General features: G+C 63.5%; 13 protein-coding genes. 8 read left to right on the plus strand and 5 right to left on the minus strand.

Features of this window, described 5'->3' with window-relative positions:
- Positions 1–9: 9 nt before the first annotated feature.
- The 6 genes from glgC to YH62_RS13300 all read left to right on the plus strand — a co-directional run bounded on the left by glgC (position 10) and on the right by YH62_RS13300 (position 8,412).
- Positions 10–1,272 (plus strand): glucose-1-phosphate adenylyltransferase, encoded by a 1,263-nt coding sequence (gene glgC, locus YH62_RS13275; RefSeq protein WP_046794686.1) that lies wholly within the window; start codon positions 10–12, stop codon positions 1,270–1,272.
- Positions 1,272–2,717 (plus strand): glycogen synthase GlgA, encoded by a 1,446-nt coding sequence (gene glgA / locus YH62_RS13280; RefSeq protein WP_046794687.1) that lies wholly within the window; start codon positions 1,272–1,274, stop codon positions 2,715–2,717. Before glgC ends, glgA begins: the two co-directional genes overlap by 1 nt.
- A gap of 2 nt (positions 2,718–2,719) precedes the next feature.
- Positions 2,720–4,348: an alpha-D-glucose phosphate-specific phosphoglucomutase gene (locus YH62_RS13285; RefSeq protein ID WP_046795085.1), complete on the plus strand. Its 1,629-nt coding sequence runs from the start codon at positions 2,720–2,722 to the stop codon at positions 4,346–4,348.
- Between the two features lie 220 nt (positions 4,349–4,568).
- The gene (gene glgX / locus YH62_RS13290) at positions 4,569–6,497 is read left to right on the plus strand and encodes a glycogen debranching protein GlgX (protein WP_046794688.1); all 1,929 of its coding nucleotides are present in this window, start codon (positions 4,569–4,571) and stop codon (positions 6,495–6,497) included.
- A gap of 80 nt (positions 6,498–6,577) precedes the next feature.
- The gene (locus tag YH62_RS13295) at positions 6,578–7,066 is read left to right on the plus strand and encodes a MaoC family dehydratase (RefSeq protein ID WP_046794689.1); all 489 of its coding nucleotides are present in this window, start codon (positions 6,578–6,580) and stop codon (positions 7,064–7,066) included.
- Positions 7,067–7,170: 104 nt separating this feature from the next.
- Entirely contained in the window at positions 7,171–8,412 is a 1,242-nt protein-coding gene (locus YH62_RS13300) for a cyclopropane-fatty-acyl-phospholipid synthase family protein (RefSeq protein WP_046794690.1), read from the plus strand.
- Between the two features lie 5 nt (positions 8,413–8,417).
- Here the strand turns inward: YH62_RS13300 and YH62_RS13305 are convergent, their stop codons facing one another.
- From YH62_RS13305 to YH62_RS13325, 5 genes are all read right to left on the minus strand, one after another.
- Positions 8,418–8,726 carry a hypothetical protein gene (locus tag YH62_RS13305; protein WP_046794691.1) on the minus strand — a complete coding sequence of 103 codons (309 nt, stop codon included), beginning with the start codon at positions 8,724–8,726 and terminating at the stop codon, positions 8,418–8,420.
- A gap of 65 nt (positions 8,727–8,791) precedes the next feature.
- Positions 8,792–9,361 (minus strand): sarcosine oxidase subunit gamma, encoded by a 570-nt coding sequence (locus YH62_RS13310; RefSeq protein WP_046794692.1) that lies wholly within the window; start codon positions 9,359–9,361, stop codon positions 8,792–8,794.
- On the minus strand, positions 9,354–12,332 hold the full coding sequence (locus YH62_RS13315; RefSeq protein ID WP_046794693.1) for a sarcosine oxidase subunit alpha: 2,979 nt from the start codon (positions 12,330–12,332) through the stop codon (positions 9,354–9,356). Before YH62_RS13315 ends, YH62_RS13310 begins: the two co-directional genes overlap by 8 nt.
- Positions 12,329–12,685 carry a sarcosine oxidase subunit delta gene (locus tag YH62_RS13320; RefSeq protein ID WP_046794694.1) on the minus strand — a complete coding sequence of 119 codons (357 nt, stop codon included), beginning with the start codon at positions 12,683–12,685 and terminating at the stop codon, positions 12,329–12,331. The genes YH62_RS13315 and YH62_RS13320 overlap by 4 nt, the downstream gene beginning before the upstream one ends.
- Positions 12,686–12,704: 19 nt before the next feature.
- On the minus strand, positions 12,705–13,958 hold the full coding sequence (locus tag YH62_RS13325) for a sarcosine oxidase subunit beta family protein (protein WP_046794695.1): 1,254 nt from the start codon (positions 13,956–13,958) through the stop codon (positions 12,705–12,707).
- 311 nt (positions 13,959–14,269) lie between these two features.
- Here YH62_RS13325 and rpsU point away from each other — a divergent pair, with 311 nt between their 5' ends.
- Both rpsU and YH62_RS13335 read left to right on the plus strand, forming a co-directional pair.
- On the plus strand, positions 14,270–14,497 hold the full coding sequence (gene rpsU, locus YH62_RS13330; RefSeq protein WP_046794696.1) for a 30S ribosomal protein S21: 228 nt from the start codon (positions 14,270–14,272) through the stop codon (positions 14,495–14,497).
- 128 nt (positions 14,498–14,625) lie between these two features.
- Entirely contained in the window at positions 14,626–15,519 is an 894-nt protein-coding gene (locus tag YH62_RS13335; RefSeq protein WP_082118343.1) for a tetratricopeptide repeat protein, read from the plus strand.
- Positions 15,520–15,562 lie beyond the last annotated feature (43 nt).

The following is a 15,562-nucleotide window of genomic DNA, read 5'->3' on the forward strand; positions in this document are numbered from 1 at the left end:
GGGGAACTGATGAACGACAGAAGAATCCAGCCCTTGGCGCGCGATGCCATGGCCTATGTACTGGCCGGCGGCCGCGGCAGCCGCCTCAAGGAACTGACGGACCGCCGCGCCAAACCGGCGGTCTATTTCGGCGGCAAAGCACGCATCATCGACTTCGCGCTGTCCAACGCGCTGAATTCCGGCATCCGCCGCATTGGGGTGGCCACCCAGTACAAGGCTCATTCGCTGATCCGCCACCTGCAGCGCGGCTGGAACTTCTTCCGCCCCGAGCGCAACGAAAGCTTCGACATCCTGCCCGCCAGCCAGCGCGTTTCCGAAACCCAGTGGTATGAGGGCACCGCCGACGCGGTCTACCAGAACATCGACATCATCGAGCCCTACGGCCCGGAATACATGGTGATCCTGGCCGGCGACCACGTCTACAAGATGGATTACGAATACATGCTGCAGCAGCATGTGGATTCGGGCGCGGACGTCACCGTCGGATGCCTCGAAGTGCCGCGCATGGAGGCGGTGGGCTTCGGCGTCATGCACGTCAACGAGAAGGACGAGATCATCGATTTCGTGGAAAAGCCCGCCGATCCGCCGGGCATTCCCGGCACCCCCAATCTGGCGCTCGCCTCAATGGGCATCTACGTCTTCCACACCAAGTTCCTGATCGAGTGCCTGCGCCGCGATGCGGCCGACCCCTCGTCCAGCAGGGATTTCGGCAAGGATATCATTCCGTGGATCGTCAAGAACGGCAAGGCGGTCGCCCACCGCTTCGCCAAGTCCTGCGTCCGCTCCGATTTCGAGCGGGAGCCCTATTGGCGCGACGTCGGCACGATCGACGCCTACTGGCAGGCCAATATCGACCTGACCGCGATCGTTCCCGACCTCGACATCTACGACAAGTCCTGGCCGATCTGGACCTATTCGGAAATCACCCCGCCCGCCAAGTTCGTCCATGACGACGAGGACCGGCGCGGTTCCGCCATTTCCTCCGTGGTGGCGGGCGATTGCATCATCTCCGGTTCCACGCTCTATCGCAGCCTGCTCTTCACCGGGGTCCGGGCAAATTCCTATTCGCGGCTCGAAGGCGCCGTCATCCTGCCCGAGGTTCACATCGGCCGGCACGCCCAGCTTCGCAATGTCGTCATAGATCACGGTGTAACCATACCGGAAGGGCTGATCGTCGGAGAGGACCCGGAACTCGATGCCAAGCGCTTCCGCCGCAGCGAAAACGGTATTTGCCTGATCACGCAGCCCATGATCGATAAACTGGATATTTGATGCAGGTTCTTTCAGTCGCGTCCGAAATCTACCCCCTCATAAAGACCGGAGGTCTTGCCGATGTCGCGGGCGCGCTGCCGCTGGCTCTCAAGCCCCATGGGGCGGCGACGAAAACCCTGCTGCCGGGCTACCCCGCCGTCATGTCGAAGATCAAGGATGGCGTGGTCCGCCTGAGCTTCGCGGACCTCTTCGGCAGCCGCGCCGACGTACTTGAAGTCCGCCATGAGGGCCTCGACCTCTTGGTTCTCGACGCGCCCGTCCATTTCGACCGGCCAGGCGGGCCCTATGTGGATTCGAGCGGCAAGGATTATCCGGACAACTGGCGCAGGTTCGCCGCCCTTTCGCTTGCGGCGGCCGAAATCGCCGCCGGGAACATGGAGGGCTGGCGGCCCGATCTCGTGCACCTGCACGATTGGCAGACCGGACTGGTGCCAGCCTATATGCGCTATTCCGGAGCGCCGGAACCGCCGAGCCTCCTCACCATCCACAACATCGCCTTCCAGGGGCGTTTCGAGGCCGATGTCTTCCCCTATCTCGGCCTGCCCCCGCAAGCCTTCGATCTCGACGGCATCGAGTATTTCGGCGGCATCGGCTTTCTCAAGGCGGGGCTCCAGATGAGCTCGGCCATCAATACCGTGAGCCCCTCCTATGCCGAGGAAATCCTCACACCGGAATACGGCATGGGGCTGGAAGGCCTGCTGCAGTTCCGCTCGGCCGATCTCACCGGCATAGTCAACGGCATCGATGCCGCGCTCTGGAATCCCGAAACCGACCCTAAGCTGAAGCGCAACTATGCGGCCGCGACGCTGAAGCATCGCGGCGAGAACCGCAAGGCGGTGCTGGACCGCTTCGGCCTTGCCGAAGATGGAGGCCCCCTCTTCTGCGTGATCTCCCGCCTCACCTGGCAGAAGGGCATGGACCTGCTGGCCGAGGTGCTGGACGAACTCGTGGCCCTCGGCGCAAGGCTGGCCGTACTCGGCTCCGGCGATCGCGAGCTGGAGGAGGCCTTCCATGCCGCCGCCGTCCGTCACCCCGGCCGAATCGGCATCGTGACGGGCTATGACGAGCCGCTCTCGCATCTCATGCAGGCGGGCTCCGACGCGATCCTCATTCCCTCCCGCTTCGAGCCCTGCGGGCTTACCCAACTCTACGGCCTGCGCTACGGCTGCGTGCCGGTGGTCGCACGAACGGGTGGCCTTAATGATACCGTAATCGACGCCAATCCAGCGGCCCTCGCCGCACGCACGGCAACCGGCGTCTCCTTCGGCCCGGTCACAGCCGACAGCTTGCTGCGGGCGCTGCGCCGCACGGTTCGCCTCCACAACGATCCGAAGGCGTGGACGCAGATGCAGAAGCAGGGCATGAAATCCGATGTCTCCTGGGAAGGGAGCGCCGGACTCTACGCCGATCTCTATTCCAGCATTCTTTCGAAAAAAGGCGCATGACCATGATTAAGACCGTCGCAACCGCTCCTTATCAGGATCAGAAGCCGGGCACTTCGGGGCTCCGCAAGAAGGTCCCGGTCTTCGCTCAGGAGAACTATGCCGAGAACTTCATCCAGTCGATCTTCGACAGTCTCGAGGGTTTTCAGGGCAAGACGCTGGTGATCGGCGGCGACGGCCGCTACTACAACCGCGAGGTCATTCAGAAAGCGGTCAAGATGGCCGCGGCCGCCGGCTTCGGCAAGGTCATGGTCGGCCAGGGCGGCATCCTTTCCACGCCCGCCGCCTCCAACGTCATCCGCAAATACGGCGCCTTCGGCGGCATCGTGCTTTCCGCCAGCCACAACCCCGGCGGGCCGACCGAAGACTTCGGCATTAAATACAATATCGGCAATGGCGGCCCGGCGCCGGAAAAGATCACCGATGCCATCTTCGCCCGCTCCAAGGTGATCGATGAATATAAGATCGCCGATGTCGCTGACATCGATCTCGACAAGATCGGCAGCTTCGATCTCGCCGGCATGAAGGTAGAGGTGATCGATCCGGTCGCCGACTATGCCGAACTGATGGAAAAGCTCTTCGACTTTTCGGCCATCCGCGCGCTGATCGCCGGCGGCTTCCGCGTCGCGATCGACTCGATGGGCGCCGTCACCGGCCCCTATGCCAATGAGATTTTCGAAAAGCGGCTCGGCGCGCCTGAAGGCTCTGTGCGCAATTCCACCCCGCTGCCGGATTTCGGCGGCCACCACCCGGACCCGAACCTCGTACATGCGAAAGAGCTCTATGACGACGTCATGAGCCCGCAAGGCCCGGATTTCGGCGCGGCCTCCGATGGCGACGGCGACCGCAACATGGTGGTCGGCAAGGACATGTTCGTCACCCCCTCCGACAGCCTCGCGATCATCGCCGCCAACGCGACCGTGGCACCCGGTTACGCCAAGGGCATTTCCGGCATCGCCCGTTCCATGCCGACGAGTGCGGCCGCCGACCGGGTGGCCGAAAAGCTTGGGCTCGGCATGTACGAGACGCCCACCGGCTGGAAATTCTTCGGCAACCTGCTCGATGCCGGCAAGGTGACGGTCTGCGGCGAGGAAAGCTTCGGCACCGGTTCCGACCACGTGCGCGAGAAAGATGGCCTCTGGGCGGTTCTCTTCTGGCTCAATATCGTCGCGGCTCGCAAAAAGAGCGTGGCCGAGATCGTCACGCAACACTGGGCGGAATACGGCCGCAACTATTATTCCCGCCACGACTACGAGGAAGTGGACACGGACGCCGCGAACGGCCTCGTGACAGCGCTGCGCGAAAAGCTCCCGTCGCTTCCGGGTCAGAGCTTCGGCAGCCTCAAGGTGACCGCCGCCGACGATTTTGCCTATCACGACCCGGTTGACGGCTCGGTTTCGAAGAACCAGGGCATCCGCGTGCTCTTCGAGGGCGGCTCGCGCGTCGTCTTCCGCCTCTCCGGCACTGGCACCTCCGGCGCGACGCTGCGCGTCTATGTGGAACGCTACGAGGCCGATCCGGCCAAGCACGGCATCGATACCCAGGAAGCGCTCTCCGATCTCATCACCGTCGCCGACGAGATCGCCGATATCCGCAAGCGCACCGGCCGCGACAAGCCCAGCGTGATTACGTGAAACCCTCTCAACATTTGCCCCTCACCCTAACCCTCTCCCCGCACGCGGGGAGAGGGGACGTGCCCCAAGCAGTGCTGCCGATCCAAGGAAGCGCCGCGGCAGGCTGCGGCTCCCCAAAGGGGGAGCTGAATGGTGCGGCATATCCCTTCTCCCCGCCTGCGGGGAGAAGGTGGCGGCAGCCGGATGAGGGGCAAGTAGCTACCCTGCAGTGCCGGCGCCCATGACGGTTCTTCTCGGCGCCACCCTCACCTCATCCGGCATCATCTTCCGTGTCCGCTCCGAGACCGCCGAAACTATCGACCTTTGCCTCTTCGACGAAACCGGCACCCGCGAAACCGCTCGTCTGCCGATGGCGCGTGAGGGCGAAATCTTCACTCTTGAGGTCGAGGACGCCCGCGAAGGCACACGCTACGGCTATCGCGCCCACGGCCTCTACGATCCCGATCGTGGTCTCTGGTTCGACCCATCAAAGCTGCTGGTCGATCCTTATGCAAGGGAGCTCGACCGGGCCTTTCACCACGACAAGCGCCTCTCCGCCTTCGGCCTCGATACGGCCGATCTGGTGCCGAAGGCGATCGTCACCCGCGACGGTAAGGCGAAGATCTCAAAACCCCTGTTTGCGCCCGGCGGCTTCATCTACGAGGTGGCCGTCAAACCCTTCACCATCCTGCATCCGGACATGCCGGAGCATCAGCGCGGGACCGTCGCGGCGCTCGCCCACCCTTCCGTCATCGCCCACCTGAAACGGATCGGTGCCGATGCCGTCGAACTGATGCCCATCACCGCCTGGATCGACGAGCGGCATTTGCCGTCGCTCGGGCTCGCCAATAGCTGGGGCTACAATCCCATCGCCCTCATGGCGCTCGATCCACGCCTCTGCCCCGGCGGCGTGAAGGAACTGCGCGAGACGGTCGCAACGCTCCACGGAGCGGGCATCGGCGTCATCCTCGACCTCGTCTTCAACCATACCGGCGAGAGCGACCGCCATGGCGCGACGCTCTCCATGCGCGGCCTCGACAACCTCTCCTACTACCGCCATCTTCCGAATGAGCCGGGCACGCTCGTCAACGACACGGGCACTGGCAATACGCTCGCCTGTGAGAGGCCGCATGTCCGCCGCCTGATCCTGGATACGCTGCGCCATTTCGTGCTCCACGCCGGCGTGGATGCCTTCCGCTTCGACCTCGCCACCGTCCTCGGCCGTACGGAAAACGGCTTCGACAGCCGCGCCGAAACGCTTCTCGCCATGACCTCGGACGAGGTGCTGAAGGACCGCATCCTGATCGCCGAGCCCTGGGATATCGGCCCAGGCGGCTATCAGCTCGGCAATTTTTCGGAAGCCTTCCTCGAATGGAACGACCGCACCCGCGACGACATCCGCCGCTACTGGCGCGGTGACCAATGGACGATCGGCGCGCTCGCCACCCGGCTTGCCGGCTCCTCGGATGTCTTCTCCGGCAGCGGCACCCGCAGCGTGAATTTCCTCGCCGCCCATGACGGCTTCACGCTGATGGACCTCATCTCGCACGAAAGAAAGCACAACGAGGAAAACGGCGAGGACAATCGCGACGGCCATAACGAGAACTTCTCCTGGAACAGCGGCGCGGAGGGCAAAACGGACGATCCGGCCATCCTGGCCGCCCGCCGACGCGATTTGACCGCCCTCCTCTCCACGCTCTTCGCGACCCGCGGCGCGGTGATGCTGACGGCCGGCGACGAGGGCGGCCGCAGCCAGCGCGGCAACAACAATGCCTATGCGCAGGACAACGAGATCACCTGGCTCGATTGGCGATCACTCGATGAAAACCTTATCGAGCACACCGCCATGCTGGCGGCGTTGCGCAAGCGTTTCGCCGTCTTTTCCGAGACCCACTTCTTCAGCGGCGACGGCGATGTCGAATGGCTCGCACCCTCCGGCAACCCGATGACGGTAGCCGATTGGGAGGCGCCGGACGCCTCGGCAGTGGGCATGATCCTCGAGACCCTCGACCGTGAAACCGGAAAGCCCGCGCGCCTTGCGGTGCTCTTCAACCGTGCCCATATCCCGCTGGGTTTCATGCTTCCCGGCAAAGGCTGGCGCGAGCTTGCTTCCGGCGCGCCATGGCGGAAAACCTTGCCTGCTCGCTCGGTCTTCTTCTGCATCGAATGAGATGCTGCAGTGCAAAATACCGCTATCAAACGACGGGAAACCTTGTAAAAGTTCCGGTGTCGAAAACGCAGTGAGGAAGCATGTCGCGCAAAATTTCATTGGTCGAGGTGCAGGACCTGGTCGGCACGGAAGTCGGCATATCCGACTGGATCAGTGTCGGCCAGCCGATGATCGACCAGTTCGCGGATGCCACCCATGACCACCAGTTCATCCATGTGGACCCCGAGCGCGCCAAGGCCGAGAGCACTTTCGGCGGCACGATCGCACACGGCTTCCTGACGCTTTCTCTTCTCTCCGCCATGAATTTCGACTGCGTGCCGAAGATCCGTGAGCAGACAATGGGCATCAATTACGGCTTCGACCGCGTCCGCTTCATGTCGCCGGTCAAGAGCGGCACCCGTGTCCGCGGCCACTTCAAGCTCGTCGAGGCGCGCTTCCGCGGCGCCGGCATGCTGATGACCACCTACGAGGTCTCGGTGGAGATCGAGAACGAGCAGAAGCCGGCGCTCACCGCCAACTGGATCACCATCATCCAGTTCGATCCGAAGGACCGGCCGGAAAGCGTTTGACCACGGCCCTCCGAAGCAGAAATCCTGCAGGCTTTCCGCGAAGTGTTGATCGCAAATCTCGGAACTTGATGCTAGCTTCTCGCCCAGTGGTCGGGGAGAATCTGATGTTTCCACTGTCGCATATGATGAAGTCCTTCATCCGCCGTGGCCGCCTGACGGTCATCGATGCGGAGGGTAAGCGCCATGTGTTCGCCGGAACGCCCGGCCCGTCGGTGACCATGCGGTTGACGGACAAACGGCTCTACCGGACGCTGGTGTTCAATCCTGAACTGGCGGCAGGCGAAGCCTATATGGATGGCACGATGCGGTTCGAGGAAGGCTCGACGCTCCGCGATTTCCTGACGCTGTTTTCCGTCAATCGGCTGTCGCTCGGCTCCTATCCGCTGCAGAAGGTTCTGCGCAGCATCAAGATGCGCTTCCGCAAGCGGCAGCAATCCAACCGCAAGGGCCAGGCACAGCAGAACGTCGCGCACCATTACGATCTCGGCAACGAGTTCTACAAGCTGTTTCTCGACGAGAACATGCTCTATTCCTGCGCCTATTTCCGTGAGCCGACCGAGACGCTGGAACAGGCGCAACGCAACAAGCTGCGGCTCCTGGCGAGCAAGCTCTGCCTCAGGCCCGGCATGAAGGTGCTCGACATCGGCTGCGGCTGGGGCGATCTCGCGCTTTACCTCGCCAGGCTCGAAGAGGTCGAGGTTGTCGGCGTCACCCTGTCGAAGGAACAGCAGGCGCTGGCCTCCGCACGCGCAGAAGCGGCAGGGCTCGGCGACCGTGTCCGCTTCGAGCTCAAGGATTACCGGGATGTGACGGAAAAATTCGACCGCATCGTTTCGGTCGGCATGTTCGAGCATGTCGGCGTGCATCACTACGACGAGTTCTTCGCCAAGCTGAACAGCCTGATGCCGGACGACGGGCTGGCATTGCTGCATTCGATCGGCCACATGAGCCCGCCCGGCATGGCAAGCCCGTGGCTGCGCAAATACATTTTTCCGGGCGCCTATTCGCCGGCCCTGTCGGAAGTTTTCGAGGTGGTGGAACGCAACAGCCTGTGGGTGACCGATCTCGAATTCCTGCGCCTGCATTATGCCACGACGCTCGCCCACTGGACCGAACGATTCGAAAAGAACCGGGATGCCGTCATCGCCCTTTATGACGAGCGTTTCGCCCGCATGTGGGAATTCTACCTCATCAGCGCCGAGATGATGTTCCGCACCGGCAGCCAGTTGGTCTTCCACATGCAGCTCTCCCGCTCGCGTGATGCGGCACCTATCGTTCGCGACTACATCACCGACAAGCAACGCGCCTATATCGACCGGGAAGCCGCGTTAAATCTCTCCCTGTGAAGCGTTTAGACGCCCATTTCCATCAGCAGGAAGCCCAGCATCGGCGGCACGGCCGCGCCGATCAGGATATTGGCCGTCATGGGGGCTGAAAGCCCGAGCACGGCGCCCGAAACACCCGCTCCGACAAGGGCGGCGAGCGGCATGGCGAGGCTCCGGTCGAAACCCGGAACGAAATAGGCGGCAATCGCCGCCAGCGCCGCCACCGCCGCGACGAGTACGCCCTTCCAAAGCTCGATCTTCGTAAGCTTCGCCGCGATCGCGCCGCCAGCGACCGCCACGGCAAAGCCGAGCCCCATCAGTTGAATATGGTCCATGAATACCCTCCCGTTTCAACGCGAGAGTGCTGTTCCTGAACGGCAAGTCAAGTCAGGCTATCGTCTTACAATGCCGCATCCTGCGCACCTTCGGCGAGCAGGCCGAAGGCGTAATCGGAGAATGACCGCCAGACTTCCACCCGGAACGCATCCTCCGCAGTCCGGAGCAGCACGATCTCCACCTTGGCCAGAACGGTCCGCGAGCAGGCGCCGATGGGAAAGGCTGTGAGCGACAGATCCTGCGGGCAGCCGGCATTGATGGCGCGCGCAGCACCCGGACCGGAAACCAGGATCGCCGTGTTGCGGTGGGAGACATCGGCGGCCGAGTGCGGGACGCCGGAAGAGGCCGCCGCCTGCATCAGCCTGCCCCCAGGGGAAACAGTGCCTTCGTCGATCACCAGCCATTCGTCCGGGCCGAGCCACAGCGCCGTGCGCCCGTTGGCCGTGGCGGATGTCTTCGGCTTCACCGGCAGGTCGAGCCCGAGCGCACCGGAGAGAGCCGGCACGTCGTCCGCACTCGCGCGCAGCGAAATGCGTTGGGCGGGCGCCGCCGCCTCCAGCCGGACGGTCGAGGAGCCGCCATGGAAACCCGCGAGCGGCAGCGTACGGCTCGCATCAGTCTTAGATTTAGCCATTGATGCGGCCTCCTTCCTTGTCGAAGAACACCATGTCGGTGACTTCCACCGCGATCGTCCTGTCCTTCATCGGCACGTAGAGCGTCTGGCCGATGCGCGCCCTGCCGCCGGCCACCAGCGCGATCGCGATCGATCGGCCGCAATTCTCCGACCAGTAGGAGGAGGTGACATGCCCGAGCATGGTCATCGGCTTCGGCTGGTTCGGATCGGCAACGATCTGCGCGCCTTCTTCCAGCACATCGCTTGGTTTGTTGGTGAGAAGCCCTACGAGCTGCTTGCGGCCGTCCCTCGCGAGATCCGGCCGCTTGAGGCCGCGAATGCCGACGAAATCCGTCTTCTTCTTCGAAACCGCCCAGGAAAGCCCGGCATCGTCCGGCGTCACCGTTCCGTCCGTGTCCTGGCCGACGATGATATAGCCCTTCTCGGCGCGCAGCACGTGCATGGTCTCCGTGCCGTAGAGGCAGGCACCCATGGATTCCGCCCGCTCCCAGATCGCCTTCCAGACGGCCGGACCGTAATCGGCCGGAACATTCACCTCGAAGCCGAGCTCGCCGGTGAAGGAGACACGGAAGAGCCGTGCGGGCACGCCCATCACCGTGCATTCCGCCACGCTCATATGCGGGAAGGCTTCGTTGGAGATATCCACGCCTTCCACGAAGGGCTGGATGATCTCCCGCGCCTTCGGCCCCTGCACCGCGATCACCGCCCATTGCTCGGTCGTCGAGGTGAGCCAGACCTTCAGGTGCGGGAATTCCGTCTGGAGATAGTCTTCCATATGGTGCAGCACGCGCGGCGCGCCGCCGGTCGTCGTCGTCACATGGAAGCGGTCTTCGGCAAGCCGCCCCACGACGCCGTCGTCATAGACGAAGCCGTCCTCGCGGGTCATGATGCCGTAGCGGCATTTGCCGGGCTTCAGCGCATCCCAGGCATTGGTGTAGAGCAGGTTGAGGAACTGCGCCGCATCCGGGCCGACCACCTCGATCTTGCCGAGCGTCGAGGCGTCGAACACGCCCGCCGCCTCGCGCACCGTGCGGCACTCGCGGTTGACGGCAGTTGCCATGTCCTCGCCGCGCTTCGGGAAATACCAGGCGCGCTTCCAGTTGCCGACATCCTCGAACTCCGCGCCCTCGGCAGCCTCCAGCGCATGCATCGGCGTCTTGCGGGCGGGATCGAAGAGATCGCCGCGCGAGTGGTTGACGAGCGTGCCGTAGGTCACCGGCGTATAGGGCGCGCGGAAGGTGGTGAGCCCCACCTGCGGGATCGGCCGGTCGAGCACTTCCGCCGCGATCGCCAGACCATGCATGTTGGAAAGCTTGCCCTGGTCGGAAGCCATGCCATTCGTCGTGAAGCGCTTGATGTGCTCGATCGAGTGCATGCCCTCGCGCACCGCAAGGCGGATGTCCTTGGCAGTCACGTCGTGCTGGAAGTCGATGAAGGCCTTCACCACCGTATCCGGTCCAGCGCCTTCCGCAGCACCTATCATGCCGCCGGTCCATTCGAACCGGTTCTCGCCGGCAAGCGCGATCGAACCGCCGCCGGCCACGATCGCCTCGTCGATCAGTTCGGCCAGGTCGTCGGTGCCGTTGCAGCCGCCGATCGAAACGCAATCCTGCGCATAGATGTCGGGCAGGAAGCGCTGACCCTTCTCGTCGAAGCGCAGCTTGCCGCGCGACTGGGAGAACAGGTGGACGGAAGGCGTCCAGCCGGCCGAAACGATCAGCGCGTCCACCTTGATCTTGCGTGCATTTGAGCCGCCGTTGCGCACCACCGTCATGGAGGAGATGCGCAAGCGGCCGAAAGTATCCGTCACCGAATGGCCGGTCAGCACATCGATGCCGAGCGAGCGGGCCTCTGCCAGCACCGCCTCGCCGGGCTCGGCGCGGCAATCGACGATGGCGGCGATCGAAACGCCGGCTCGCTTCAGGTCGAAGGCGGCTTCATAGGCCGAATCATGCGCCGTATAGACCCCGACCTTCCGGCCGACCGCGACCCCGTGATGGTTGAGGAAGGTGCGCGCGGCCGACGCCAGCATGATGCCCGGCCGGTCGTTGTTGGAAAACACCATGTGCCGCTCGATCGAGCCGGTGGCGAGGACGACACGGCTTGCGCGGACCTGCCACAGCCGCTCGCGCGGGCTGCTCTTGCCTGGGCGGGCGAGATGATCCGTCACCCGCTCGGCAAGCCCGAGGAAGCCGTGATTGTAGTAGCCGAACACCGTCGTGCGGGTCAGCACCGTCACGTTCGGCATGGCCTTGAGCTTCGCGGCGGCGGCCTGCGCCCATTCATAGCCGTTCTGCCCGTCGATCGTGGTCGCGCTATCCGCATGCAGCGCCCCGCCGACTTCCGGCTGCTCGTCGACCAGGATGACCGAGGCGCCAGTCGCAGCCGCCGAAAGGGCCGCCGTCAGGCCCGCCACGCCCGCGCCGGCAATCAGCACGTCGCAATGGGCATAGCGGTTGGCATAGTGGTCCGGGTCCTCTTCCGTCGGCGCAACGCCGAGGCCCGCGGCGCGGCGGATGAAAGGCTCGTAGACCTTCATCCAGGCTTCCTTCGGCCACATGAAGGTCTTGTAGTAGAAGCCCGCGGCGAAGAAGGGCGAGAGCAGGTCGTTGAAGCCGCCGACATCGAATTTCAGCGAAGGCCAGCGGTTCTGCGAAGAGATTTTCGCGCCGTCGAACACTTCCTGAACGGTCGCCCGCACGTTCGGCTGGCGGCGGGCCGCATCGCGCGAAACGTCGATCAGCGCGTTCGGCTCCTCCGCGCCGGCGGAAAGAATGCCGCGCGGCCGGTGGTATTTGAACGAGCGGCCGACGAGATGCACGCCATGCGCAAGCAGCGCCGAGGCGACCGTATCGCCTTCCATCGCAGTATAGGTCTTGCCGTCGAAGGTGAAGCGCGCCGTACGGGCGGGCGTCAGGCGGCCCGCGCCCTTGATGCGGAACGCACCGATATTCTTGCCGGAAACGCTCATCGGGCGTCTCCTTCCGTCGCTTCCCAGGTCTCGACGGTCTTTTCCTCGGCGACCGCCGTTGCTTCTTCCGCCGGCGGGATAGATTGCTTCGGCAGGCCCGCCTTGTAGGTCATCAGGAACCTGTCGCTCACCGTATCGCGCGCCGCGTTGAAGAAGCGGCCGCAGCCGTGGATGTGCCGCCAGCGCTCATAGGTGAGGCCCTTCTCGTTGTTGCGCAGGAAGAAATACTCGGCGAACTCCTCGTCGGTGATCGCCGCGATATTTTCCGGCCGCGCGATGTGGGCCTCGCCCGCCCAGCGGAATTCCAGCTCCGAGCGGTCTTCCTCGCAATAGGGGCAGTGGATCAAAAGCATCTCGTCTATCCCCTATATATCAATGCGCAACGGCTGCAGCCGCAGCCTCGTCGATCAGCCGCCCGGTGCGGAAGCGATCTAGGTTCAGCCCCGCGGCCAGACGGTGCGGCTCGCCCCTGGCGATGAGATGCGCGAAGAGGTTCGCAGAGCCCGGCGTCGCCTTGAAGCCGCCGGTTCCCCAGCCGCAATTGACGAAGAGGCCCGGAACCGGCGTCACGCCCTGGATCGGCGAGCGGTCCGGCGTGTTGTCGGTGATGCCGCCCCACTGGCGCATCATCTTCACCCGGCGGAAGATCGGGAAGAGTTCGCAGATCGCATCCAGCGTATGGGTGATGATCTGCAATCCGCCGGTCTGCGAATAGGAGTTGTACTGGTCAGTGCCCGCGCCGATCACCAACTCGCCCTTGTCGGATTGCGAGATATAGGCATGCACCGTGTTCGACATGACGACGCAGGGGAAGATCGGCTTCAGCGGTTCGGAAACCAGCGCCTGCAGCGGGGTTGAATGAAGCGGCACGCGCACGCCCGCCATCTCCATGACGACGGAGGAATGGCCGGCGGCCGAAACGCCAACCTTCTTGGCGCCGATGAAACCGCGGTTCGTCTCCACGCCCTGCACCTCGCCGTTCGGCCCGCGGCGGATGCCGGTCACCTCGCAGTTCTGGATGATGTGGACGCCGCGATCGGCAGCGGCGCGCGCATAGCCCCAGGCGACCGCATCATGACGAGCCGTGCCGCCGCGCCGCTGCAGCGCCGCGCCATTGATCGGATAGCGCGCCGTCTTGGAGATATCGAGCGGCGGACAATATGCCTTCGCCTGCTCCGGCGTCAGCCATTCGTTGTCGATGCCGTAGAGCCGGTTCGCATTGATATGCCGCTTGAACGACTGCTGGTCATGGACATTGTGCGACAGCATCATCACGCCGCGCGGCGAATACATGACATTATAATTGAGCTCCTGGCTCAAGCCCTCCCAGAGCTTCAACGAGTGCTCGTAGATGTCCATGCTCTCTTCATAGAGATAGTTGGAGCGGATGATGGTGGTGTTGCGCCCGGTATTGCCGCCGCCCAGCCAGCCCTTCTCGATCACCGCGACATTGGTGATGCCGTGTTCCTTGGCGAGATAATAGGCGGCGCCCAGCCCGTGCCCGCCCGCCCCGACGATGACGACGTCATAGGCGCTGCGCGGCTCCGGCGAGGTCCATTGAGCCTCCCAGCCCTTGTGGGCACGCATAGCCTCGCGGGCTATGGCGAAAACCGAATACTTGCGCATCTCGCCCTTCAAACTCCCTGTCCGACGGTATCGTGGGTAGAGCCATACCCATCGCAAATCAATATCCGACGCAATGGCTGTTTTGCGACGCATTCAAAGATTGTTTCGACACGCGGCATCGTGGTCCCGCATACGGGCTTTTTCGCCTACCAATTTCGTCGATGTTTGAAAGTTAGCGTCTGGACTTCGGCAGACTCATCTGCTATCTCGCTTCATCAATCGCACGGCCGCGCGCCGGGCAAGAGTATTCTATCGCCTCGTGTCACGTCGATATCGGGCGAACAACCAAACCAAAGGAACGGGATTTTCACGTGCAGGTACTTGTCCGCGACAACAACGTCGACCAGGCTCTCCGCGCTCTCAAGAAGAAGATGCAGCGCGAAGGCATTTTCCGCGAAATGAAGATGCGCGACTACTACGAAAAGCCGTCGCAGAAGCGCGCTCGCGAAAAGGCTGAAGCCGTTCGCCGCGTCCGCAAGCTGGCTCGCAAGCGTGCTCAGCGCGAAGGCCTCGTCGCCGGCCCTCGCACCGGTCGTTGATCGGCCGTTTTTTCGACGTTTTCACGTGCTTGTAAGGCGGGGGCGACTAGGGCGCCGCCGCTTTTTTCGATTTTGTCCGGATCGGTCCAAAGACCGCTCCCGCTGCCCGATACGAGGAAACGCGCCTGATGGCCGCAAAGATTGCCGTTCGCTTCCGCGGAACTGAAACTTCCGGCCTCTTGCCGTCCATCGCCTTTCCATCCCAAGGAAAAACAGCGCTATCCCTCGCGGTTCTGGCTTCGCTCGCGCTTGCCGGCTGCTCGTCCACCCAGACGACCGACCTGATCACGGTCGATCGCGCGCAGGGTTCGCAGGAAAACATCGCCTCCCTTTCCTCCGTCATCCAGGCCAATCCGCAGGACCCGGAAGGCTATAACGTGCGCGGTTCGGCCTATGGCCGCTCCGGCGATTTCCGCCGGGCGCTCGACGATTTCAGCCGCGCCATCCAGCTCAATCCGCAGTTCTACCAGGCCTATGCCAACCGGGCGCTGGTCTACCGCAACATGGGCAAGCCGGTCGAGGCGATCAACGATTACAACCGCGCCATCCAGATCAACTCGAGCTATGACGTGGCCTATGTCGGCCGTGGCAATATCTACCGCCAGGCGGGCCGCACCAACGAGGCCTTCAACGATTTCAGCCGGGCGATCGAACTCGATACCACGGATGGCCGGGCGTGGCACAATCGTGGCCTGATCTACCAGGTGCGCAACCAGCACGCTCAGGCGATCGAGGACTTCTCCAAGGCGATCTCGCTTTCGCCGAATTCGCCCGAGCCCTATAACGGCCGCGGCATCTCCTATGTGGCGCTGAACGACGACGAGAACGCTTTCGCCGACTTCAACCGCGCCATCGAACTTAACGGCGACATCGCCGAATCCTGGGCCAACCAGGGACTGGTCTACGAGCGCCGTGGCGACAAGGCCAAGGCTGCCCGCTCCTATTCCCATGCGGTGCGTCTCGATCCGAACTACAAGCCCGCCAAGGACGGCCTTGCCCGCACCCGCGGCGCATCGAGCTGATCGATGCCGTCCGGTGACGACAGTCACCGGACCCGACATTTTC

The sequence above is a fragment of the Rhizobium sp. LC145 genome (assembly GCF_001005825.1).
In the GTDB taxonomy this organism is placed as follows: domain Bacteria; phylum Pseudomonadota; class Alphaproteobacteria; order Rhizobiales; family Rhizobiaceae; genus Neorhizobium.